The organism is Corynebacterium sp. KPL2825 (assembly GCF_037908445.1).
Classification (GTDB): domain Bacteria; phylum Actinomycetota; class Actinomycetes; order Mycobacteriales; family Mycobacteriaceae; genus Corynebacterium; species Corynebacterium kefirresidentii.
Genome location: NZ_JBBMGI010000002.1, coordinates 177,148 through 198,882, shown reverse-complemented (window position 1 = coordinate 198,882; position 21,735 = coordinate 177,148). Strand labels below are relative to the sequence as shown.

At 58.4% G+C, this 21,735-nt stretch carries 22 protein-coding genes and 1 pseudogene; 18 read left to right on the top strand and 5 right to left on the bottom strand.

The features are described from left to right. Nucleotides 1-13: 13 nt before the first annotated feature. Together glgX and WMQ00_RS02505 are read right to left on the bottom strand one after the other, a co-directional pair. Complete coding sequence (glgX, locus tag WMQ00_RS02510) at nt 14-2,212, bottom strand: glycogen debranching protein GlgX (protein WP_232212598.1); 2,199 nt, start codon at nt 2,210-2,212, stop codon at nt 14-16. Nucleotides 2,213-2,233: 21 nt separating this feature from the next. After that, the gene (locus WMQ00_RS02505; protein ID WP_023021240.1) at nt 2,234-2,773 is read right to left on the bottom strand and encodes a TetR family transcriptional regulator; all 540 of its coding nucleotides are present in this window, start codon (nt 2,771-2,773) and stop codon (nt 2,234-2,236) included. Nucleotides 2,774-2,934: 161 nt separating this feature from the next. Here WMQ00_RS02505 and WMQ00_RS02500 point away from each other — a divergent pair, with 161 nt between their 5' ends. Both WMQ00_RS02500 and WMQ00_RS02495 read left to right on the top strand, forming a co-directional pair. After that, nucleotides 2,935-3,720 carry a hypothetical protein gene (locus WMQ00_RS02500; RefSeq protein ID WP_200288888.1) on the top strand — a complete coding sequence of 262 codons (786 nt, stop codon included), beginning with the start codon at nt 2,935-2,937 and terminating at the stop codon, nt 3,718-3,720. Next, the gene (locus tag WMQ00_RS02495; protein ID WP_239207541.1) at nt 3,695-4,207 is read left to right on the top strand and encodes a hypothetical protein; all 513 of its coding nucleotides are present in this window, start codon (nt 3,695-3,697) and stop codon (nt 4,205-4,207) included. Before WMQ00_RS02500 ends, WMQ00_RS02495 begins: the two co-directional genes overlap by 26 nt. Before the next feature lie 9 nt (nt 4,208-4,216). Here the strand turns inward: WMQ00_RS02495 and WMQ00_RS02490 are convergent, their stop codons facing one another. Continuing rightward, nucleotides 4,217-5,113, bottom strand: coding sequence for a YbjN domain-containing protein (locus WMQ00_RS02490; protein ID WP_239207542.1), 897 nt, complete (start codon nt 5,111-5,113; stop codon nt 4,217-4,219). A gap of 126 nt (nt 5,114-5,239) precedes the next feature. On the opposite strand from WMQ00_RS02490, the gene hisD reads away from it, so the two are divergent. The 15 genes from hisD to WMQ00_RS02415 all read left to right on the top strand — a co-directional run bounded on the left by hisD (nt 5,240) and on the right by WMQ00_RS02415 (nt 18,393). Next, nucleotides 5,240-6,550: a histidinol dehydrogenase gene (hisD, locus tag WMQ00_RS02485; RefSeq protein WP_340440643.1), complete on the top strand. Its 1,311-nt coding sequence runs from the start codon at nt 5,240-5,242 to the stop codon at nt 6,548-6,550. Then, nucleotides 6,551-7,681 (top strand): histidinol-phosphate transaminase, encoded by a 1,131-nt coding sequence (locus WMQ00_RS02480; RefSeq protein ID WP_340440642.1) that lies wholly within the window; start codon nt 6,551-6,553, stop codon nt 7,679-7,681. Beyond that, complete coding sequence (gene hisB / locus WMQ00_RS02475; RefSeq protein ID WP_340440641.1) at nt 7,678-8,280, top strand: imidazoleglycerol-phosphate dehydratase HisB; 603 nt, start codon at nt 7,678-7,680, stop codon at nt 8,278-8,280. The genes WMQ00_RS02480 and hisB overlap by 4 nt, the downstream gene beginning before the upstream one ends. A 5-nt stretch (nt 8,281-8,285) precedes the next feature. Then, complete coding sequence (locus tag WMQ00_RS02470) at nt 8,286-8,453, top strand: hypothetical protein (RefSeq protein WP_005324605.1); 168 nt, start codon at nt 8,286-8,288, stop codon at nt 8,451-8,453. Further along, complete coding sequence (locus tag WMQ00_RS02465; protein ID WP_340440640.1) at nt 8,450-9,700, top strand: MFS transporter; 1,251 nt, start codon at nt 8,450-8,452, stop codon at nt 9,698-9,700. The genes WMQ00_RS02470 and WMQ00_RS02465 overlap by 4 nt, the downstream gene beginning before the upstream one ends. Before the next feature lie 3 nt (nt 9,701-9,703). Next, a complete protein-coding gene (hisH, locus tag WMQ00_RS02460; protein WP_340440639.1) occupies nt 9,704-10,336 on the top strand; it encodes an imidazole glycerol phosphate synthase subunit HisH in 633 nt (210 codons plus the stop codon). 14 nt (nt 10,337-10,350) lie between these two features. Next, nucleotides 10,351-11,139 carry a bifunctional 1-(5-phosphoribosyl)-5-((5-phosphoribosylamino)methylideneamino)imidazole-4-carboxamide isomerase/phosphoribosylanthranilate isomerase PriA gene (priA, locus tag WMQ00_RS02455; RefSeq protein ID WP_340440638.1) on the top strand — a complete coding sequence of 263 codons (789 nt, stop codon included), beginning with the start codon at nt 10,351-10,353 and terminating at the stop codon, nt 11,137-11,139. 3 nt (nt 11,140-11,142) lie between these two features. Then, nucleotides 11,143-11,925, top strand: coding sequence for an inositol monophosphatase family protein (locus WMQ00_RS02450; protein WP_023021251.1), 783 nt, complete (start codon nt 11,143-11,145; stop codon nt 11,923-11,925). 30 nt (nt 11,926-11,955) lie between these two features. Further along, nucleotides 11,956-12,726, top strand: a complete 771-nt coding sequence (gene hisF, locus WMQ00_RS02445; protein ID WP_239204304.1) for an imidazole glycerol phosphate synthase subunit HisF — start codon at nt 11,956-11,958, stop codon at nt 12,724-12,726. After that, on the top strand, nt 12,723-13,085 hold the full coding sequence (gene hisI / locus WMQ00_RS02440; protein ID WP_340440637.1) for a phosphoribosyl-AMP cyclohydrolase: 363 nt from the start codon (nt 12,723-12,725) through the stop codon (nt 13,083-13,085). Before hisF ends, hisI begins: the two co-directional genes overlap by 4 nt. Continuing rightward, on the top strand, nt 13,082-13,720 hold the full coding sequence (locus WMQ00_RS02435; protein WP_340440636.1) for a TIGR02234 family membrane protein: 639 nt from the start codon (nt 13,082-13,084) through the stop codon (nt 13,718-13,720). The genes hisI and WMQ00_RS02435 overlap by 4 nt, the downstream gene beginning before the upstream one ends. A gap of 84 nt (nt 13,721-13,804) precedes the next feature. Further along, nucleotides 13,805-14,635 carry an indole-3-glycerol phosphate synthase TrpC gene (locus WMQ00_RS02430; RefSeq protein ID WP_198491659.1) on the top strand — a complete coding sequence of 277 codons (831 nt, stop codon included), beginning with the start codon at nt 13,805-13,807 and terminating at the stop codon, nt 14,633-14,635. A 45-nt stretch (nt 14,636-14,680) separates the two neighbouring features. Continuing rightward, on the top strand, nt 14,681-15,634 hold the full coding sequence (lgt, locus tag WMQ00_RS02425; RefSeq protein WP_340440635.1) for a prolipoprotein diacylglyceryl transferase: 954 nt from the start codon (nt 14,681-14,683) through the stop codon (nt 15,632-15,634). Between the two features lie 159 nt (nt 15,635-15,793). Further along, nucleotides 15,794-17,209: a pyruvate kinase gene (pyk, locus tag WMQ00_RS02420; RefSeq protein ID WP_340440656.1), complete on the top strand. Its 1,416-nt coding sequence runs from the start codon at nt 15,794-15,796 to the stop codon at nt 17,207-17,209. 293 nt (nt 17,210-17,502) lie between these two features. Then, nucleotides 17,503-18,393 carry a cation diffusion facilitator family transporter gene (locus tag WMQ00_RS02415; protein ID WP_005328806.1) on the top strand — a complete coding sequence of 297 codons (891 nt, stop codon included), beginning with the start codon at nt 17,503-17,505 and terminating at the stop codon, nt 18,391-18,393. Between the two features lie 30 nt (nt 18,394-18,423). On the opposite strand, the pseudogene WMQ00_RS02410 reads toward WMQ00_RS02415, so the two are convergent. Then, nucleotides 18,424-19,151 (bottom strand): annotated as a pseudogene (locus WMQ00_RS02410) (IS1634 family transposase); the annotation flags it as partial. A 36-nt stretch (nt 19,152-19,187) separates the two neighbouring features. Continuing rightward, the gene (locus WMQ00_RS02405; RefSeq protein ID WP_023021258.1) at nt 19,188-20,531 is read right to left on the bottom strand and encodes an IS256 family transposase; all 1,344 of its coding nucleotides are present in this window, start codon (nt 20,529-20,531) and stop codon (nt 19,188-19,190) included. On the opposite strand from WMQ00_RS02405, the gene WMQ00_RS02400 reads away from it, so the two are divergent. Next, complete coding sequence (locus WMQ00_RS02400) at nt 20,433-21,692, top strand: alkaline phosphatase (RefSeq protein WP_308767323.1); 1,260 nt, start codon at nt 20,433-20,435, stop codon at nt 21,690-21,692. The two genes, WMQ00_RS02405 and WMQ00_RS02400, sit on opposite strands and share 99 nt — an antisense overlap. Nucleotides 21,693-21,735 lie beyond the last annotated feature (43 nt).

Below are 21,735 nucleotides of genomic sequence, written 5' to 3'. Positions count from 1 at the left end.
GAGGGGCCTTTCTCTAGGAGTCAAAAACGGGCGGCTCAACCTGACGCAAGATCAGCGTTGAACGCGGTTGCACCGTGATCGTACCCTCTGCCTCAATGAGGGTTTCCTCCGCGGGGTAGCCGCCGGAATCGGCGGTATCGACCATCAGCCGCCAGGTGGCGCCGAGATCCTTGGTAGGCAGGGTGAACTCGATTTCGCCGTCGTGGGAGTTGAATATCATGATGAAGGAATCATCGGTGATACGTTCGCCGCGGGAGGTGGTCTCCGTGATGGCATTGCCATTGAGGTAGACCATAAGAGCGCGGCCGAAATCGTGGTCCCAGTCGTCTTGGGTCATCAGGCGACCAGAGGGGACCAGCCAGGCGATATCGCGTTCTTTTACATCCGCGCCTAGCGGGCCACCGGCCAAGAAGCGTTTGCGGCGGAATACGGGGTGGTGGTTGCGAATGGCCAGCACGCGCTTGGTAAATCCCAGCATGGCGGCGGACTTTTCTTCTTTCAGCATGGACCAGTCCATCCATGCCAGCTCGTTGTCCTGGCAGTAGACGTTATTATTTCCGTCTTGGGTGCGGCCGAACTCATCGCCGTGCGAGAGCATCGGAGTGCCTTGGGAGAGTAGGAGAGTGGTCAGGAAGTTGCGCACCTGGCGGCGGCGCAGCTTGCGAATTTCTTCGTTATCGGTGGGGCCTTCTTCACCGCAGTTCCAGGAGCGGTTGAAGGACTCGCCGTCGCGGTTGTCCTCGCCATTGGCCTCGTTGTGCTTGTCGTTATAGGACACGAGGTCGCGCAGAGTAAAGCCATCGTGGGCGGTGATGAAGTTGATAGAAGCGGTGGGGCGGCGGTCATTATCGGCATAAAGATCCGAAGAGCCGGTCAGTCGGGAGGCGAATTCACCCAGGGTAGCGGGCTCACCGCGCCAGAAATCGCGGACGGTATCGCGGTACTTGCCGTTCCATTCGCTCCAAATAGGTGGGAAGTTGCCTACCTGGTAGCCATCGTGGCCAATGTCCCAGGGCTCGGCGATGAGCTTGACCTGGCTGACAATGGGGTCTTGTTGGACAAGGTCGAAGAAGGTAGCGAGCTTATCGACGTCGTCAAGCTCCCGCGCCAAAGTCGCCGCCAGGTCGAAGCGGAAGCCGTCGACTCGCATCTCGGTGACCCAGTAGCGCAGGGAATCCATAATCAGTTGCAGCGAGTGCGGGTTGCGGACATTGAGGGAATTGCCGGTGCCGGTGTAGTCCATGTAGTGGGCTTCATCGCCTTCGACGAGGCGATAGTAAGCGCCATTGTCAATGCCGCGGAAGGCAATGGTGGGCCCCATGTGGTTGCCTTCGGCGGTGTGGTTATAAACCACGTCGAGGATTACCTCGATGCCTGCCTCGTGGAAGGCACGGACCATGGTCTTGAATTCGGAGACCACCTCGCCTGGCTTTTTGGCATAGGCGTAGTCATGGTGCGGGGCGAAAAAGCCGAAGGTGTTATAGCCCCAGTAGTTGCGCAGGCCCAAGTTGCGCAGCCGATCGTCTTGCAAGAATTGGTGGACGGGCATGAGCTCGACGGTGGTGACGCCGAGCTCCTTGAAGTAGTCAATGATGGCGGGGTGCGCCATGCCGGCGTAGGTACCGCGCAGTTCTTCCGGCACGTCTGGGTGGGTCATAGTCATGCCCTTGACGTGGGTTTCGTAAATGACCTTCTCGTTGTCTGGAATGTGCGGGCGATGGTCGCTGCGCCAGTCAAAGAAAGGGTTGATGACCACGGAGAGCATGGTGTGGCCCAGCGAATCTTCTTCGTTGCGGCCGGTGCCAGGTTCTTCGGCGTGGATGTCATAGGAATATAGGGAGGCATCGCCGTCGAATTCGCCGTCGAAGGCGCGGGCATATGGATCTACGAGGAGCTTGGAAGGATCGCAGCGCAGGCCGTTTTCAGGTTCATAGGGGCCATAAACGCGGTAGCCATAGCGCTGGCCAGGGGTGACATTGGGGAGGTAGACATGCCACACATGGGCGGTGACCTCTGACATTTCTATGCGCTCTTCACTGCCTTCTTTGTCGATGAGGCAGAGCTCGACCTTGTCTGCAACCTCAGAAAATAGGGCAAAATTGGTGCCGGATCCGTCAAAGGTGGATCCCAGTGGGGTAGGTTTGCCAGGCCAGATTTGGCGGCCGTAGCGCTCGGTGGGCGTGGGGACTGCGTCCATGGCGGGAGTGTTCATGCTCACGAGCATAACCACTTTTTAGTCTCCAGTGCCGTGCGTAAGCCCAGCGTGAATAATACGAATGCCGCGATGGAGGTCGTCGCGATAATTAGAGCCAGGAGCCTCGCCGGTGGTTTCTGCAAGCTGGCGTTGGGACTGTTCCATCAAGGTGGCACCGAGTACGAGGTGAATAGCCGATAGGGCGGCGGCGCGGTGGGTACTGTCGGCTTCATAGGCACCACGCGCTGCGGCAGAGCAAAAGACGGATAAGAGGTAGTCCCAGGCGGGGGCCTGAGGCAGGGAGAGACCGGCAATGACTACCTCAGCGCCGTCGCGGTGGGCAAGTAGCGCATCGCGCAGGCTGAGGCTGAGCTCCTCGAGCGACTCCCCAGAAACGGGGGAGATAATGTACTCAGCCAAAGCCGCAATGAGCGCCTGTTTATTGGCAATGTGCCAGTAAAGCGCGCCGGGGGCAACGCCGAGGGAGGATGCAACGCGGCGCATGGTGACGTCGCCCAGCCCATAGGTATCAAGCAAGGAAATAGCGGCGTCGATAATACTCTCGCGATTGATATGCACCTTGGTGATTGTACGGACTAGGACTAGCGGGGCGGTAGCTCACAGGTTCCTTTAATGGAGTATCAATGTCATTTCCATCGTGGTGTTGTTAGTATTGCGAAGACAAAAAGAAGCTGCCTTAAGGCGCTTCACATTCGCAAGATTGATTCAGGAGTTTTCCCTTGTCCTTTTTGACCCCTGCTAAGAAGTCCCTTATCGCAGTAGCGCTGGTTGCCCCCTTGGCGCTGGCTGCATGTGGTTCGGATGACAACAACGACGATTCTAAGAAGGCTGCCGCCACCACTGCCTCCAAGTCTTCTGAGGATAAGTCTGCAGACAAGTCCCAGGACAAAGACGCCGATAAGGACAAGGACAAAAACAAGGATAAGGATAAAGACAAGGACGGCGAAAACAAGGACGGCGCTGCTGGTGCAGAGGGCCAAGACGGCGAGGGCGCCCCTGGCGAGGGCCCAGATCAGATGGCCAACCCGCTAAATAATGGCGAGGATCCTTTCGCTGGGGCGAAGGACATCAAGCCGATTGAAGGTGGCCAGGACGCAAATGATGCTGACAAGCAGGCCATCGAGCAGCTGGTCCGCGGCCAGCACGAAATCGATAATGTGAAGGAATACTTCAACTACATGCCGCAGCACGCCTGCCAAGCCGTGCGTGAAGGCCAGGCCAAGGAGTTTGGCCAGTACCAGCAGTACGTCGATAGCCTGCCGAACCAGTCCTTCGCTGAGTACGCCAACACCATGCGCCAGCAGGGCGGAGGCAACGGTGAGGTAGAGAAGTTCGCTAGCCAGCTGGAGTCCATCCCGCAGTCGACCAAGCTGCAGTCTGTTAACGACATTGTGGTCAACGGTGACGATGCTTCTGCAACCGTGAGCGTGTCCAACTCTGAGGGCAATGAGACCTCTACGGTTCGCTTCCGTCGCGAGAATGGCAACTGGACCTTCTGCAACTAAATTGTCTCTTTCCCAGCGCCGCTTACCCCGCACCCTAGGTTTTGGTGCGGGGTTACTCGCGTGTGCGCTCTTGGTCTTTGGCGTGGCAGGTGCGCTGTGGGGGCTTTTCCGTCCGACACTTGCCGGCCATGAGGTAGACGATGGCGGTTATGCCATCGAAGCGATGGGCAGCGCCCAGTTCATCGCCTTCATTACCTTTGCCCTCATAACTGGCCTACTCGGACTGCTTTTGGGCTTGGGTGCATATCTGCGACGGCAAGGGCGGGGCTTGTCGATGCTCTTGTGGGTCGGCGTGTGCGCCTTGGCAGGCGCGGCCTCGTTTTACGTATTTGGCGGGGTCACCGCCACGCATCCGCCCGAAAACCCAGGAGAGTTCGTAGAATTTGCACCGAAATTCTCCCCGGCCATCTCTTGGGCGGTGGCGCCATTCATGGCGATGTTTTCCTACTGGTCCACGGCTTTTGTGAGTTCCGATGATGATTGGTAAGCCGCGCGCCTAGGGCCATTCCACGGGGGAGGCGCCGGTAACTTCCTGCGCGATGTCATCGATTCCGTGCAGGATGTGTTTAAGGCCGCGGCCGATAGCGCTAAAGAGTTGGGGCCGCGTTAGGCCGGCGGCGGCAATGGTGGTGGCATCCATCCGCACCTGCAGGCCTTCGGCGGTGTGGTGGCAATATGCAACGGCGCCGTGATGGGCGCGATTCCAGTCATTGCAAATGAGGAATAGGCGGGTAAATTCCGCTTCCTCCAAGCTAGGGTCCCAATGTCCCTTGATGATAAGGCTGGGGCCGTTGTCTAAAGCGAAGGAAAAGAGAACATCATTGACCCACGCGTAGATAGCCGTGGCGCCGTCGCTTTGGAAGCGTTGGATTCCGATAAGCGGCAGGATTTCGGCCAGGCTATCGAGGGTGAAGGGCTCTAAGGGGGCGTCGGCAAGCGGGTCTAGCTCCGGTGAGGCTTCGCGCACGAGGCCTGGACGGGATTGGGCAAGCAAGTCCATGAGGACCTCGGCATTGCGCAGCGCCGGTAAGACAAACGTCGCGAGCTGTTCCCGGCTCGGGGAGATATCCGCAGGTAGATAACTATGACCGGATACGCTCACGCACTCAGGCTGGTCAAAATCAACCACTACCGCCGGTGAGAGGCAATCGTGGTTCCACTCGTTGGCCACACGCGCTAGTTCGGATATTTCGCTGAGATTTACGCCGCCGCGGGGGCTGGTGTGTAGGTGGAGTACCGGTTCTTCTAGCTGGTCTATAAAGATGAAGGTAGATCCGCCGGCTGAGTGGGGTACTAAAAGTTCGCCTGAGGGTAGCGCCCAGCAGGACAAGCCATGTTCGCGGGCGATGGCGCGGACATGCGCAAGCAGAAGGGAAGGATCACTCTCGCTCATCACTGCCACCACCTTAAAGCTGTGTTGAGTCCGAGTCTATCGTCCAAACCCGCCCCCTCGCTGGCATTTGGACATTAGGATATTGGTTTAATAATAGAAATCCGATAAGAATAATGGGAGCCGGAAATGCTTCGAACCATCGATTTGCGCGGCACAGAGCTGCGCCCTGCCCAGCTGCGGCGAGTCCTGCCACGCGGCGGCACCGACGTCGCCGCTGTAGTGGACAAAGTGGCGCCAATGGTTCATCGCGTCCGTCAAGAAGGCGCCGCGGCGGCACTGGACTACAGCGAACTTTTTGATGGCGTGCGCCCGCTCCACCTGCGGGTACCGCAAGCGGAATTGGACAAGGCCGTCGCTGGCTTAGACCCGCAGGTGCGCCGAGCAATTGAGGCCTCGATTGAGCGCGTCCGCAAGGTCCACCTCGAACAAAAGCCGACCGCACATACCACCGAACTGGCTCGGGGCGCCACGGTGACCGAGGTCTTTCGCCCCATCGAGCGCGTCGGTTTGTACGTGCCGGGAGGCAAGGCCGTCTATCCCTCGTCTGTGATCATGAACGCGGTGCCGGCGCAGGCGGCCGGCGCAGAAAGCTTAGTGGTAGCCTCGCCGCCACAAAAAGAATTCGGCGGTCTGCCGCACCCCACGGTGCTGGCCGTGTGCCAGATGCTGGGCGTGGATGAGGTCTGGGCGGTAGGAGGCGGCCAGGCCGTCGCGCTGATGGCCTACGGAGATGATGACGCCGGACTAGCTCCGGTTGACATGATTACCGGCCCTGGAAATATCTTCGTCACCGCGGCCAAGCGGTTGGTGCGCGGCGTGGTGGGTACTGATGCTGAGGCCGGGCCGACCGAAATCGCCATTATCGCTGATGACACCGCGAATCCGGTGTATGTGGCCTATGACCTTATCTCCCAGGCTGAGCATGATCCGATGGCCGCGAGTGTGCTCATTACGGCTTCGCCCAGCTTAGCTCAGCGTGTGAATGCCGAGGTAGAAGCGCGCTACAGCGCCACCGCAAATGCGCAGCGAGCGGCCGAAGCCCTAGGCGGCGAGCAATCCGGAATTGTGCTGGTCGATTCCCTGGATGTAGCGGTGGCGGTGGCCAATGCCTATGCTGCTGAGCACTTGGAGATCCACACCGCAGAGCCCGGCGCGGTGGCCGAGCGGATTAAGCACGCCGGTGCGATCTTTGTAGGGGACTTTGCTCCAGTGCCGCTCGGAGATTACGCGGCCGGCTCCAATCACGTATTGCCCACCTCCGGTACGGCGCGTTTTTCTGCCGGCCTTTCTACCCATACCTTTATGCGGCCGGTCAACCTTATTGATTATGACCGAGCTGCGTTGGAAGAGATTGCCCCGCACGTTATCGCTTTTGCGGCGGCCGAGGGGTTGCCTGCCCACGGTGAGGCTATCCGCGCCCGATTCGAGGAGAATTAAATGACGCACTTGAATGATCTTCCCCTGCGCGAGGAGCTGCGCGGCAAGTCTGCCTATGGGGCGCCGCAACTCCACGTGGCCTACCAGCTCAATACCAACGAAAATCCTTATCCTCCCTCGCAGGCGCTGGTTGATGACCTAGTCGCGGAAACCCGCCGCCTTGCCACCACACTCAATCGCTATCCGGAGCGCGATGCGGTGGAGCTGCGCCAATCCTTGGCGGACTACGTATCTGAACAAACCGGCGTGCGCGTGGGCTATGCGCAGGTGTGGGTGGCCAATGGCTCGAATGAGATTTTGCAGCAGCTGTTGCAGGCATTCGGTGGTCCAGGCCGCAGCGCGCTCGGTTTCACCCCGTCTTATTCCATGCACCCTATCCTCGCGGATGGGACTCACACGCAGTTTCTGGAGTGCCCGCGCGATGAGAATTTCCGCATCGATATGGACCGGGCGCTCGCAGCTGTCGCGCAGCACCAGCCGGATATCATCTTTGTGACTACGCCGAATAACCCCACCGGTGGGGTGACCAGCGTGGACGATATTGCCGCGCTTGCCGACGCCGCCCCGGGCATCCTCATCGTCGATGAAGCTTATGGCGAATTTTCTTCCTCGGCATCTGCGGTGACGCTGCTGGAGAAATACCCCACGAAGCTGGTGGTCTCGCGCACCATGTCTAAGGCCTTCGATTTTGCCGGCGGCCGCCTCGGTTATTTCGTGGCGGACCCGGCCTTTGTGGAGGCCGTGATGCTGGTGCGGCTGCCGTATCACCTTTCCGTGCTATCCCAAGCGGCGGCGACGGTGGCGCTGCGCCATAGTGCGGATACGCTCGCCACCGTGGAAAAGATTGCCGCCGAGCGCGAGCGGGTGGCCACTCGCTTGCGCGAATTGGGCTATACCGTTTTACCCAGCGAATCCAATTTCCTCTTCTTCGGCCGCTTTGCTGACCAACACCGCGTGTGGCAACAGTTCTTGGATAAGGAAGTGCTCATTCGCGATGTTGGCATCGCAGGCCACCTGCGCATGACCGTGGGGCTGCCAGAAGAAAATTCGGCCTTTTTGGCCGTAGCTGAGGACCTTGCGGATACAGTAGTGGCTGATTTCCCGGTCGCAGGAGAAAGGAGCGAAGCATGAGCAACCGCGTAGGGCGCGCCCAGCGGGCGACGTCGGAATCGCAGATTTCTGTGGTCATTGACCTCGATGGCACGGGACAAAGCGATATTTCCACCGGACTGCCTTTCTTTGACCACATGCTCACGGCCTTTGCTACTCATGGCAGCTTTTATCTCACTGTGCAGGCTGAGGGCGATGTGGAGGTAGATGCCCACCACACTGTGGAAGATACCGCCATCGTGCTCGGCACCGCGCTGCGTAAGGCGGTGGGGGATAAGGCCGGCATTCGCCGCTTTGGCTCCCAGCTTTTGCCCATGGATGAGGCCTTAGTGGAAGCGGTGGTGGATTTTTCTGGGCGCGCCTATTTTGTAATGAACGGCGAACCAGAGCACCTGCAGTGGCAGACCATCGGTGGGCATTACGCCACGGTGATCAACCGCCACTTCTTTGAAACGCTTGCCACCCATGCTGCGGTAACGCTCCACCTCAACGTGCGTTATGGTCGCGATCCGCATCACATTACGGAAGCGGAGTATAAAGCCGTAGCGCGTGCGTTGCGCGGTGCGGTGGAATTCGATCCGCGCCAGACTGGCATTCCTTCGACGAAGGGAGCACTCTAGAACGCATGCATTTTATGATCTTGGTCCTCTTCCTCGTCGCCGGCATGTTGGTGGGCGGTGCGTGGTCTGCCTACCAACAGGGATCGAAGGCAATGACAGTAGTAGCCTCTTTATTGGCCGCAATCACCGTGGTGGCAGCAATCTCGTGGATGGTAGGAGCGTTCGGTAAATGAGCAATACCCAAGAAACTAATATCTGGAAGGTTCCGGGTTATACCGCGACCATGTTGGCCATCGCCGCAGCCTTCGGTGCTTGGTCCATCCTCCTTCCAGTGGTGCCGCTAGCGGTTATTGACTCCGGCGGCTCAGCTACCTTGGCGGGCTCATCCACGGGCATCTTCATGGCCTTCACCGTGCTTACCCAGATCATCTCCCCGTGGCTCCTACGCCGGTGGGGCTACCGCCGCGTGATGGCACTGTCCGCTTTTACCCTGGGTGTACCTGCCTTTGGCCACCTCTTGGGTACCGATGCTTGGGTTGTCCTGCTCTTTTCTGCTCTGCGCGGCGTGGGCTTTGGCGCGCTGACTGTTTCTGAGTCCGCGCTCATTGCGGAACTGGCGCCGGTACGCCTGCTGGGCAAGGCCACCGGCATGATTGGTGTTTTCACTGGCCTAGGCCAAATGGTCTTTTTGCCACTGGGATTGTCCATGGCGGAAAAGCTGGGTTATGCCTCGACGTATATCACCGCCGGAGTCATTGGGTTCGTGGGCTTTGGCCTGTGCCTGCGCATTCCCAAGATCAAGGTCACGCTCGCCTCCGATACCGAAGAAGAGCCGAACCTTATCCGCGTTCCTACGTGGAAGCTAGTGCTCGTTCCTGCGCTGGCGCTAACGACGTTTTCTATGAGCTATGGCGCCGTATCATCCTTCCTGCCGCCGGCGGTACAAGAACTCGATGCAGAGCGCGGCGCCAGCTTGGCCGGCATCATGCTATCCATTGTGGGCGGCGCCGCCATGATTTTCCGCTACCTCGCGGGCATGGTGGCAGACCGCGTGGGCACTCCCGGCCGGCTCTACATCCCCGGCCAGGTAATGGCTATCGTGGGCGTGCTTGCCATTGCCGTTCCTCTTTATCTCGATGGTTCCGTATGGTGGCTCGTGCTTGGTGCCTTCCTGTTCGGTGGTGCGTTCGGTATTGCCCAAAATGAGGCGCTGCTGTCGATGTTTGATCGCCTGCCGCGCGAGCGGGTCTCGGAGGCTTCTGCCATCTGGAATATCTTCTATGACGGCGGCACCGGTTTGGGCTCGACCCTCTTGGGTGCCTTGGTTGCCGGCTACGGCTATGCGGGGGCTTTTGGGGCCGGCGTGGTCATCCTCCTCGCAGGCGTTGTGATGACGTCGGCAGATTTTGTCCTTGGGCGCACCCGCGTGAGCGAAACCAACGATATCCGGACGCGTCTGCGTCGCATGCGTAAGGTATAGCCCATGGCAAAGACGGTCGCATTATTGGATTATGGCGCGGGCAATGTGCGCTCAGCCCAGCGTGCGCTGGAGCGGGTGGGCGCGGACGTCACCGTTACCGCGGACCCCAAGGAAGCGGTGGTAGCGGACGGTCTGCTTGTCCCTGGGGTGGGTGCCTTTGCTGCCTGCATGCGCGGGCTGCGGGCGGTGCAGGGCCCTCGGGTCATCGGCCAGCGCTTGGCAGGAGAGCGGCCGGTGTTGGGCATTTGCGTAGGCATGCAGGTGCTTTTCGACGCCGGAGTGGAACACAACATCAACTCCATCGGTTGCGGCGAGTGGCCCGGCACCGTGGAAAAGTTGCACTCTACGGTGCTGCCGCACATGGGGTGGAATACCGTGGAAGTACCCGTCGGCAGCGATATGTTTGCCGGACTACCGGAAGACGAACGTTTCTACTTCGTACATTCCTACGGCGTTCGCCGTTGGGAATTGGAAACGGAAATTACCCGTCCGCCGCAGGTGAGCTGGGCGGAGCACGCGGGCGATAGGTTCGTCGCGGCGGTAGAAAACGGTGCCCTGTGGGCGACTCAATTCCACCCTGAGAAATCCGGGGACGCCGGTGCTCAGCTTTTGGAAAACTGGATGCGCATGCTCTAGGTAGGATGAAGAATATGACTTTTACGCTTTTGCCAGCAGTCGATGTATCTCAAGGCCAAGCCGTGCGCTTGGATAAAGGCGAAGCAGGCACCGAGACCTCGTATGGTTCCCCGCGCGATGCCGCACAAAAGTGGCAGTCCCAGGGTGCGCACTGGTTGCATTTTGTGGATTTGGATGCGGCCTTCGGCCGGGGCTCCAACCACGAAGAAATGGCGATGATTACTCGCGATCTGGGGGTAAATGTGGAGCTTAGCGGTGGCATTCGGGACGATGCCGCGGTGGAGCGCGCGCTGGCTACCGGTGCGCAGCGCATTAATATTGGCACCGCTGCTCTTGAACAGCCGGAATGGATAGAAGATATCCTTGCGCGCTATGGCGATAAGGTTGCCGTGGATCTCGCCGTGCGCGAGGAAGGCGGCGAGTGGCGCACTGCGGGCAATGGTTGGGTTTCCGATGGCGGCGACCTGTGGGAGGTGCTCGAGCGCCTCGATGCTGCCGGATGCCAGCGCTTTGTGGTGACAGACGTATCTAAAGACGGCACGCTAAGCGGACCGAATATCGAGCTGCTGCGCGAGGTCGCCATGGCTACGGAAGCTAAAATCACCGCCTCCGGTGGTATCTCTAGCGTGGAAGACCTGCGCGAGCTTGCTCTCTATGAAAATGAGGGCATTGATTCCGCCATTATTGGAAAAGCCCTCTACGAGGGGAAATTCAGCCTCGAAGAAGCTCTCACAGCAGTGGCCGAGGTAGAGCCGCTGCCGGCGGAAGAAACCATTGACCCGTTCGACCCTGAGGACAACTAAGCCATGATGGAACCCCGCGAGTTGGTGGCCTTCGCGGAGGCGGCCGTAGACCAAGTAGAACCCATTTTTCGTTCCGGCCTCGGTGCGCAGCCCGCCCGCTTTAAAGGGCAGGGAGATTTTGCCACCGAGGTAGATCTCGTCATCGAGCAACAGCTGCGGGATATTTTGACTCAAATGACCGGCATCCCGGTCTATGGAGAAGAATCCGGCGGCAGCGTGCTAGATACCGTCTGGGTAGTAGATCCGATTGATGGCACCGCAAATTACTCCGCTGGAAACCCTTTAGCCGGCATCTTGGTGGCGCTCATCCATAAGGGCGCACCTGTTGTAGCGGTGTCTGATTTCCCATTATTGGGGCGACGTTTGGTCACTTGCGATGGCTCTCCTCTGCGCTCAGTAGGCGGGCCTGCTACTGGCTTCGGCGGTGGGGAGGACGCGATGGGCTTCGATGAAGCGCGCGGACACGTGGGCTGCTCTTCTCATCTGCCCACTGAGATCTTCCACGAGCTGCGCGAAACCGGCCTGCGCCCGCGGATGACCGGTTCAGTGGGGCTGGATAATGCCTTTGTTGCGCAGGGCGTATTTGATGGCGCGATTAACTTCTCCCCACACCCGTGGGATAACGCCGCTGGTGCACTGCAAATTCAAACCGCCGGCGGAGTAGTGACTGATCCGGAAGGAAATCCGTGGACTGCGCAGTCGCGTGGCTTGGTCGCAGGTACCCCGCAGGTCCATGCCACTATCGTGGACATCCTGTCCCGTCATAGCGGTTCCTTTCACCGCTAAGACTTCATTCTCACAAAGGAGGCGGCCGATATGGCTGTAGCCGTACGTGTTATCCCCTGCCTAGACGTGGACCAAGGCCGGGTGGTCAAGGGCGTTAACTTTGAAAACCTGCGCGATGCCGGTGACCCGGTGGAGTTGGCCGCGCGTTATGACTCCTTAGGCGCTGACGAACTTACATTTTTGGATGTATCTGCCTCAAAGCAAGGGCGTTCAACCATGCTAGAGGTTGTACGCCGCACTGCGGACCAGGTATTTATCCCACTAACAGTCGGCGGCGGGGTACGCAGCGTCGACGACGTCCGGGAGCTACTGCGCGCCGGTGCAGATAAGGTTTCCGTAAATACTGCAGCGATTAAGAATCCGGAAGTGCTGCGCGAAATGGCCGAGGTTTTCGGGGCCCAATGCATCGTGCTGTCCGTTGATGCCCGCCGGTGCCGGGAGGAGTTTGCGCCCTCTGGTTACGAGGTCACCACGCATGGTGGCACGAAGTCGGCCGGAATAGACGCCATTGAGTGGGCTCGCCGTGGCGAGGAACTCGGAGTAGGGGAGATTCTCCTCAACTCGATGGATGGCGATGGCACCAAGCAAGGATTTGATGTGGACCTGCTGTATGCCGTGCGCGAGGCAGTGACTATTCCCATCATCGCTTCTGGCGGTGCGGGCAGCGCCGCGGATTTCCCACCGGCCGTTGCGGCCGGTGCCGATGCCGTTTTGGCCGCAAGCATTTTCCATTTTGGTGAGGTAGAAATTTGCGACGTAAAGGACACCCTAGATGCCGCAGGTTACGAGGTGCGCCGATGAGTAACCCGGCCGACTATGAACTTGACGGGGACATCGCCAAGCAGCTCAAGCGCAATGACCAAGGCTTGGTGCCGGCCATTGCCCAGGCTGAGTCCGGTGAGGTGCTGATGATGGCATGGATGGATGACCATGCTTTGGCCCGTACCCTCGCCACCCGCAAGGCAACGTATTTTTCGCGCTCGCGCAATGAATATTGGGTCAAGGGAGAAACTTCTGGAAATACCCAAGAGGTGCTGGGCGTTCGCCTTGACTGCGATGGAGATACTATTCTGCTGACCGTGCGGCAGCGCGGCGGCGCCTGCCATACCGGTGACCGCACCTGCTTTGACGCCACCGATCTCCTAGGAGGGCAACCGTGAAGGCTAGACGCCTTGGACCACTACTTATCGCTGTAGGAGCCATCGTAGTGTGGCTGTCCTCCCGTGTTACGTGGGTGGGAGCCGCCAGCGAGGACGACAAAGCCGGCTCTGCGGCCAATGACATCATCGGCTCGGCCTGGTCGCTGGAAATCATGGCCTTGACCCTAGTTCTGGTAGCCGGTGCCGTCGCGGGGATGGCGCTGCGGCGCATAGGTAGGCGAGTAGTGGGCATCGTGTGCGCCCTCGCGGCCGCGGCTAGTGCATGGACCCCGGTAAATCTACTGACGGCGGGCGCGGACGCCGAGCGCGCGCAGAAGATCTTGCAGGGAGCCTCGGCCAATGAAAACGCCGTAGACTCTGCCCAGATTTCTGACTGGGCCACGGTCGTTTCCACCGAGGTGCATTCCCTAGGACCAATTCTGGCCCTAATAGGTGCGGCAGCGGCCCTATTCGGTGCGGTCATGCTTGCGCGCAATCCAGGCGTGGATAAGGCGAAGGCGTCTAGCAAATACGAAACCCCAGCGGCACGGCAGGCAAAGTTGGAGGAGGATTTGGAAACCTCTTCCGACTCTGGGCGCGTGATGTGGGACGCCCTTGATAGTGATATTGATCCCACCGATATGGACAAAAAATAGCCCCGCTGCCTGTGCAATTTCCGCAACTGTACCTGCGCGGGTTAACCTAAGTGTGATTTTAATCGCCCGTGGAGGGAGGTGCTGATGCCTACGCCCATTGCCGTTGACCACCTAGTTGCAGGAGTCTTGGAGGACGTCGCTGCGCGGGAAGCCCGCGTGTCTTTTAAAGAGGTGAAGGCGCGCTCGCGTGACATGGAACCTCCCCGGGATGCCCGCGCGGCTTTGCTGCGCACAGGCTGCTCGGTTATCACGGAGCTCAAGCGCGCCGTACCCTACGGCGGCGAAATCGCTCATGTTGGCTCTGCGGAACAGATGGCGGAATGGGCTCGCACTTTTGAACACTGCGGTGTACATCTCATGGCATGCCAGACTGATTTCCGCCGCTTCCACGGTTCTTTAGAAGACATGGCAGCTGCCCGTGCTGCGATTGATATTCCCATGATGTCGCGCGATCTCATCGTGGACCCTTATCAAATTCATGAAGCCCGGTGCTTTGGGGCCGATGCTATTCCGCTGCAGGTTGAACTCTTAGAGCAAGCTCGCCTGGAAGCACTTTTGGACCGGGTGGAATCGCTCGGGATGGCCGCCATCGTTGAGGTGCGCAACTGCGCCGAGGTCGACCGAGCAATCAAGGCAGGAAGTAGCATCATCGCCATTAATGCATGGTCGTTGGCTTCGGATGCCATTAACCGCGAGGCGTTTAACGATATTGCTCCAGGCCTGCCAGAATCGATCCTGCGCATCGCAGTAGGCGGGGTAAACAACGCGCGCAACCTATTTCACTATGCTTCACGCGGCGCCGATGCAGTTTTGGTGGGCGAATCAGTCATGGCTGCCCAGGATCCTACGGCGCTGGCGCGCTCTTTGGTGGCTGCCGGGCAGCATCCAGCGTGTCCCGCGCGCAAGATAGAATAAGGCCCCAACTAGCTGGTGGGGTGGGGGATAAGGCACACTGGCTACGTGCACACAGAAATTCTTGCAAATATTCCGTCTCCGCCGCAGGGCGTGTGGCAGTTGGGGCCCATTCCCATTCGTGCCTATGCGCTATGCATCATCGTAGGTATTATCGTCGCCTTGCGAATGACCTTACGCCGCTATACCGCACGCGGCGGTAACCCAGACACAGTATGGGATGCCGCCATCGTGGTCATCCCAGCCGGCATCATTGGCGGGCGGCTCTACCACGTCATTACCGATAACCAGAAGTACTTCTGCGATAGCTGCAATCCCGCGGACGCGCTAAAGATTACCAATGGCGGCCTTGGCATCTGGGGTGCTGTTGCTCTCGGCGCGCTGGCTTTGTGGATACTTTTCAAAGTGAAGAAGGTGCCACTCGGCCCCTTCGCTGATGCCGTGGCCCCGGGCCTGGTCCTCGCGCAGGCGATTGGGCGGCTAGACAACTGGTTTAACCAAGAACTCTACGGGCGCCCGACCGACGTTCCATGGGCTTTAGATATTTACTACCGAGTCAATGAAAATGGCGGCTATGCTCCCGTTTCCGGACACTCCACGGGGGAGGTCATGACCTCGGTGCACCCGACCTTTCTGTACGAGCTCGTGTGGAATGTCCTAGTCTGCCTTTTCCTCTTGTGGGCTCACAAAGCATGGAAGTTGGGGCACGGGCGCGTATTTGCCCTCTATGTCATGGGCTATACATTGGGCCGCTTCTTTATTGAAGGGATGCGTTCCGATGAGGCGACCCATATCTTTGGAGTCCGCGTGAATCTCATCGTCTCCCTAGTGATCTTTATCATCGCCGCGGTTGTCTTCTTCGTGCTTGATAGGCACCGCCAGGGCCCAGAGTCCCCCGAAGAGGTGGATCCTAAGTATTGGGCGGAGCGCCGGGATACTGATGGGCACAGCCATGAGCACGCCGTATCTGACGGGCAACAACCGGGTTCTTTATCGACGTAAACACTGCCCAAGTGTGTCCGGGTGGGTTTGGTTTTGTGGGAAATAGGGCATTTTGGGGTGTCCGTTCAGAAACTGAACCCGAGAAATTGTGGCCCCAATCCTTTCGAAGGAGTAGGTTGGGGAGTGTTCAATTTCCCCCGACGGAATAGGCCAATAATGCTGGATAGAAGAACGAAGATTGTTTGTACTCTCGGCCCTGCCGTTGCTAGCGAGGATGGCATCTTGCGCCTCGTTCAAGACGGCATGGACGTTGCCCGCTTGAATATGTCTCACGGCGAGCACGCGGACCACGAGGCGAATTACAACTGGGTGCGCCAGGCTACTGATAAGACCGGCCGCGCCGTCGGTATTTTGGCGGACCTGCAGGGCCCCAAGATTCGCCTTGGCCGCTTTATTAACGGCGAGGAGCAGTGGGATAACGGTGAAATCGTCCGCATTACCGTGGACGATATCGAAGGCACCCACGACCGAGTATCTACCACTTATAAGGGCTTGGCCAAGGACGCCAAGCCGGGTGACCGCCTGCTTATCGACGACGGAAAGGTCGCCGTTGTCTGTAAGGAAGTCGACGGCAATGACGTCGTGTGTGAGGTTACCGAGGGCGGCCCAGTTTCCAATAACAAGGGCGTTTCCCTTCCTGGCATGGATATCTCCGTGCCGGCCCTGTCGGAGAAGGATATCGCCGACCTGCGCTTCGCTCTGAAGCTTGGCGTAGACCTTGTCGCGCTTTCCTTCGTTCGCTCCCCGGCTGACGTGGATAAGGTCCATGAGATTATGGATGAAGAAGGTCGCCGCGTTCCGGTTATTGCGAAGCTGGAAAAGCCGGAGGCAGTCGATGCCCTCGAGTCTATCGTGCTGGCCTTCGACGCCATCATGATTGCCCGTGGTGACCTCGGCGTCGAGGTGCCGCTGGAGCGTGTGCCGCTGTTCCAGAAGCGCGCTATCCAGATTGCGCGTGAAAACGCTAAGCCGGTCATCGTGGCTACCCAGATGCTGGATTCGATGATTTCCAACCTGCGCCCGACCCGTGCAGAGGCATCTGACGTGGCCAACGCCGTGCTCGATGGCGCCGATGCTGTCATGCTCTCTGGTGAGACTTCCGTGGGCATTGACCCGCAGAACGTTGTGCGCACCATGTCCAAGATTGTGGCTAATGCTGAAGACGGCGGCAAGGTTCCACCGCTTACCCACGTTCCGCGCACCAAGCGTGGTGTGGTGTCCTACTCCGCTCGCGATATTGCAGAGCGCCTTAATGCTAAGGCCATCGTGGCCTTCACTACCTCCGGTGATACTGCCAAGCGTGTAGCCCGCCTGCATTCCCACCTGCCGCTGTTGGCGTTTACCCCGGATCCGGCCGTTCGTTCCCAGCTGGCGTTGACCTGGGGTGCTGAGACTTTCTTGAGTCCGCACGTTAAGTCCACCGATGACATGATGGCAGCCATCGATGACGCATTGCTGGAGATGGATAAGTACGAAGAAGGTGACATGATTGTCGTCATTGCTGGTACCCCTCCAGGAATTGCCGGCAATACCAACATGATTCAGTGTCACTTGTTGGGTGAAACCAAGAAGTAGATTTTTGGCACGAGCGCCGCGACCCACCCTTTAACACGTTCCACGGGTCGCGGCGCTTTTCTATATACATTTATACAAATGTAGATTTATATTTACCTCGAGTACACTCAGCGGTTGCTTTCCTGACATGCGGCTGCAGTACTTTTTGGTTGTTCATGTTTCAGCTTCTCTACACATTCAAAGGACAACTGCACAATGACCTAAATCAGGCCGACTTGGCCTCAGTGGCTGCGCTTACCGCCATCCATTTTCATTTAATTGTCAATAAGCGTCGACGGGGATAGGCTGAGTGCATGGCACACGAGCACCACGACCACGATCACTCCAGCACGCCGCTGCGCGCACTCTTGATTGCGCTAGGCATTACCGGCACCGTCTTCTTTGCGGAGCTGATCGGCGGCTGGTTGGCGGGTTCGATGGCGCTGATGGCGGATGCGATGCACATGCTTTCCGACGCTGCGGGGTTGATCATCGCGGTGTTAGCGGTGTTGGTTGGGCGCCGACAAGCATCGGCTCAGGCCACGTACGGCTACCGACGAGTGGAGGTGCTTGCTGCACTGGCGAACGCAGTGATGGTGCTGGCGATCTCGGTGTGGATTGTCGTCGAGGCGGTGCGCCGCCTGCAGAGCCCGGCCGAAGTGCAGGGAAAAACGATGCTGATCATCGCGGTGATCGGCCTGGTGGCGAATGCGCTATCGGCGTGGGTTCTGCACCGGCACCGCAAATCCTCGATCAACGTGGAGGGCGCGTTCTTGCACGTGTTAGTGGATATGCTCGGCTCGGTCGCAGTAATCGTAGCCGGCATCGTGGTACTGACCACGGGGTTTGTGGCGGCGGACGTGATCGCCTCCCTAGCGATCGCGGCGATGGTGCTGCCGCGCGCCTGGCAGCTCATGCGGCTTTCGGCGAGCGTGCTGCTCGAGCAAGTCCCGGCGGACTTCGACGCCAGTGCGATCGAGCCCGCGCTGCGGCAGGTCGAGGGCGTTGCTGACATCCACGACCTGCACCTGTGGAGCCTGGACGGCGTGAACGTGCTCACGACCGTGCATATCGTGCGCGACGGCACCGTCGGCACCGGCCCGCTGTTGGATGCCGCCCAGCAGGCCCTGCGCGAACACGGTATCGAGCACTCCACCATCCAGATTGAGCACCCAGAGCACGAATCCCACGAGACGGTGTGCTGATTCCCTTCTAACCTGACTTAGGCCAATTTTGTGCGGAAGTTCGCGGCCGGTGATTACTTGGATGGTGGCAGTGAGGTCGGGCGGGAATGGTACGGCGGCGTGAATGGTTTCGCCGCCAACGACGAGTTGAAAGCTGCGGTATTTCTTGAGTGTTCTCACGAGGCGTTTGATGAAGTGACCACTGCGGGTCTCCATCAGGTGGGTCACGGCTAGTGCTGCCATCACAATATTGAGATGTGCTGTGATCGAGTTTTGTTTCCTCGCATAGATTGGGCGTGCTTTCAGGTCTGATTTCGACATCCGATACGACATTTTCAATGTGGAATAGCCTGCGGTAATGCCCGATAACCTCCTGGGCGGGAAGAGCGGTCAGGTCGGTTTCATAGCCTTTAATTCCGGCTAGGGCTCGGTGTTTGGCAGCAAGAGCGTAGTTGACCTTCTTGTTCGGGGTGGAAAGATCGAAATAGCGGTTGCGCTTAATGGCGATTTCGCCGTCAACAGCGCGTTTGGCTTTTGCGACTTGCTCTTTGATTCCGCGCAGGCCGCGTCTGGCCCGATCATAGGAGTACTGGAAGTGGGTCACCGTATTCGGGGTTGTGTGTTTGCGCGCATCGCTTGCCGAGGCTTGTGTCCAGATCTGGCCGTGGGCGTAGGCTTCACCAGGGATTTCCCGCCGCCAGGTTTCAATCACCTCAGGCACGGTGGGGTTTCACCGACAAAATGTAGTGCAGACCTGCATCTATCAATGCTTGCTTGTTCGGAGGGTGTCAAGTTGTTTGTGTGTGGGGCTAGGTTTATAGGTATTTGTCGAAGCTGTCGGGGTAGGCCACGGCCATTTGGTTAATGGCTTGTTTCCAGCCGGAAACTCGGGTCCCTTCCATGAGTCTGCCGGTTGTCGCTGAGACTCGTTTGCCCTGCTTCGCTCTCTTGGCAGCTCGTCTGTCTTCGATATTGCAGATCATCAACCATAGCGTCTTGAGCGCTGATTCATTGTTAGTGAACTGCACCCTGTTGCGGGTAGCTTTCCGCAGTTCATTGTTGAATGATTCAATCGAATTCTTCGTGTAAATGACCTTGCTGGCTGCTGGTGGGAACTGGAGAAACGGTACGAAACGCGCCCATGCATCTCGCCAGACTTTGACTGAGCGTGGATACTTTTCTGCCAATTCAGAGGCTTCAAATTCGTCTAAGGCAGCCTGAGCTGTGGACTCGTCCGTGGCGGTGTAAATCTTTTTCAACGCGGCCGATACGCCCCGGCGATCCCTGTAGGCTACCCATCGGTTAGCGGCACGAATCAGGTGCACGATACAGGTTTGCACCATAGAGTTCGGCCAGGTTGCCTTTACTTCTTCCGGCAAGCCTTTGAACCCGTTACAGCAAACGATAAAGACGTCTTTAACCCCACGGTTAGAAAGATTGGCGCATACTTGCGCCCAGGATGAAGCGCTTTCTTCTTTGGCAATCCACGATTCCAAAAAGTGCTTGATACCGTCGAGAGCCACGCCGATTGCCATGTACGCGGACTTATTGACCACTAGACCGCCATCGCGGATTTTAATGCGCAGCGCGTCCAGGAAAATGACCGGGTAGAACTCGTCTAGCTGGCGGTTTTGCCAGACCATGACCTCATCGAGGACGGCATCGGTGACTGCGGAAATCGTCTCATGAGAAATATCAACACGCATCGCCGTTGCCATATGATGCTGGATATCCCTAATTGTCATCCCACCGGCGTACAAGCTGACAATCATGTCATCGACATCAGTCAAGCGCCTAGAACCTTTAGGGACCATAGTTGGCAAGAATGTTCCAGCCCGATCTCTCGGGACATCAACGGCAACTGGCCCGTAGTTAGAATCCACAGTCTTTGGATACGACCCGTTGCGGTGATTGTCTGTCCCAGCAGCAGCTTTAGCGCTCCTGTCGCCAGACTCGTAGCCCAGGTGGGCATCCATTTCAGCGTTGAGGCCTCTGGTAATCGAGGCCTGTAACATGCCGCGAACCAGGTCATTGGCATCCGTCGTGGACGTGCCTAGGTCATCAATCAGTTTCGCGATTTCTGGGTTAGCAAGCAACTTCTTTTCAATCGCATCAATCTTGGCCTTATCAGCCGGATCTCGTCTTGTCACAGTAGTCATTCTGGCTTATCTCCTTATGCAGGTTGGGAACCCACACACAAACCATCAGACACTCTCTATTCCGAAGCCACTCCGGCGGCGTGGGCCGCGCACAACATGGACCGCAATAAGTTGCCGGACATCAGCCGCGAGATGCTTGGCAGCGACCTCGACGTGGTCATGGCAGCTGGTCACCCGTTCTACGACAATGACCACCAAAAGGTCGATACTCCGGATTACAGCTTCATGTATGAGGAGGACTACGCCAAGCTTTCCGCTGGCGAGACCGACTGGAACTACTTTGAGTCCAACGATGACTTCAAGAAGATGGCGGAAGGCGACGTCAAGCCGGATCAGAAGTACTGGGGTATCGCACAGGTAGGATCCACCTTGCAGAACTCCCGCTCTGGCGAGGCGAAGGAGCCGTACTCTGATCCGCTTAACGACGTCGTGGATCTCCCCACCATGACCACCGGCGCACTCAACGCACTGGGACAGGATGAAGATGGATTCTCCGTCATGATCGAGGGTGGTGCCATCGACTGGGCCGGACACGGCAATAACCCGGTGCGCGATATCGAAGAAACCCAGGACTTCAACAAATCGGTCGATGCCGCCATCAAATGGGTCGAGGAGAATTCTTCCTGGGAGGAGACCCTGCTGGTTGTTACCGCAGACCACGAAACCGGCTATCTCTCCGGTGCGAACGAGGCTCCGACTGAGGATAACCCTGAGGCGGATAACCGCTTCAACGCTATGGAAGGTGAGAAGGGCAAGGTTGCTCGCCACGGTTGGTACTCCGGTCAGCACACCAACCAGTTGGTGCCGTTCTTCTTCAAGGGCGCCGGCTCCGGGGACATCATGGCCCGTATCTTTGGGACCGATTCGGTCCGCGGTGACTACATCGACAACACCCTGGTAGCCAACTTGACCTTTGATGAGTGGTGGAACGATGGCACCGGCCAAGCAGACGACCCAGAGCAGCCAGAAGACGCTGCCAACCCGTCCGATGACGCCGGCAAGGAAGGCAGCAGCAAGGAATTTGCCGCAGGCCTAGCTACAGGCCTAGGAATCTTGGGCGCTGTCGTTGGTGGACTCGGTTTCCTAGCTACGCAGATGGGCGTGCTTAACATTGACTTGAAGCCCATTTATGAGCAGCTCAAGCGCGTGGACCTGCGCTAAACAGAATCAGGCACACCGCCTTACCTAAAGGTCCTGCCCTTCG

Bases quoted from the DNA above. Each gene is read 5' to 3' on its own strand.
- glgX (WP_232212598.1), bottom strand. From the start codon at position 2,212: ATGAACACTCCCGCCATGGACGCAGTCCCCACGCCCACCGAGCGCTAC.
- WMQ00_RS02495 (WP_239207541.1), top strand. From the start codon at position 3,695: ATGGCAACTGGACCTTCTGCAACTAAATTGTCTCTTTCCCAGCGCCGC.
- WMQ00_RS02490 (WP_239207542.1), bottom strand. From the start codon at position 5,113: ATGAGCGAGAGTGATCCTTCCCTTCTGCTTGCGCATGTCCGCGCCATC.
- hisD (WP_340440643.1), top strand. From the start codon at position 5,240: ATGCTTCGAACCATCGATTTGCGCGGCACAGAGCTGCGCCCTGCCCAG.
- WMQ00_RS02480 (WP_340440642.1), top strand. From the start codon at position 6,551: ATGACGCACTTGAATGATCTTCCCCTGCGCGAGGAGCTGCGCGGCAAG.
- hisB (WP_340440641.1), top strand. From the start codon at position 7,678: ATGAGCAACCGCGTAGGGCGCGCCCAGCGGGCGACGTCGGAATCGCAG.
- WMQ00_RS02470 (WP_005324605.1), top strand. From the start codon at position 8,286: ATGCATTTTATGATCTTGGTCCTCTTCCTCGTCGCCGGCATGTTGGTG.
- WMQ00_RS02465 (WP_340440640.1), top strand. From the start codon at position 8,450: ATGAGCAATACCCAAGAAACTAATATCTGGAAGGTTCCGGGTTATACC.
- hisH (WP_340440639.1), top strand. From the start codon at position 9,704: ATGGCAAAGACGGTCGCATTATTGGATTATGGCGCGGGCAATGTGCGC.
- priA (WP_340440638.1), top strand. From the start codon at position 10,351: ATGACTTTTACGCTTTTGCCAGCAGTCGATGTATCTCAAGGCCAAGCC.
- WMQ00_RS02450 (WP_023021251.1), top strand. From the start codon at position 11,143: ATGATGGAACCCCGCGAGTTGGTGGCCTTCGCGGAGGCGGCCGTAGAC.
- hisF (WP_239204304.1), top strand. From the start codon at position 11,956: ATGGCTGTAGCCGTACGTGTTATCCCCTGCCTAGACGTGGACCAAGGC.
- hisI (WP_340440637.1), top strand. From the start codon at position 12,723: ATGAGTAACCCGGCCGACTATGAACTTGACGGGGACATCGCCAAGCAG.
- WMQ00_RS02430 (WP_198491659.1), top strand. From the start codon at position 13,805: ATGCCTACGCCCATTGCCGTTGACCACCTAGTTGCAGGAGTCTTGGAG.
- WMQ00_RS02415 (WP_005328806.1), top strand. From the start codon at position 17,503: ATGGCACACGAGCACCACGACCACGATCACTCCAGCACGCCGCTGCGC.
- WMQ00_RS02405 (WP_023021258.1), bottom strand. From the start codon at position 20,531: ATGACTACTGTGACAAGACGAGATCCGGCTGATAAGGCCAAGATTGAT.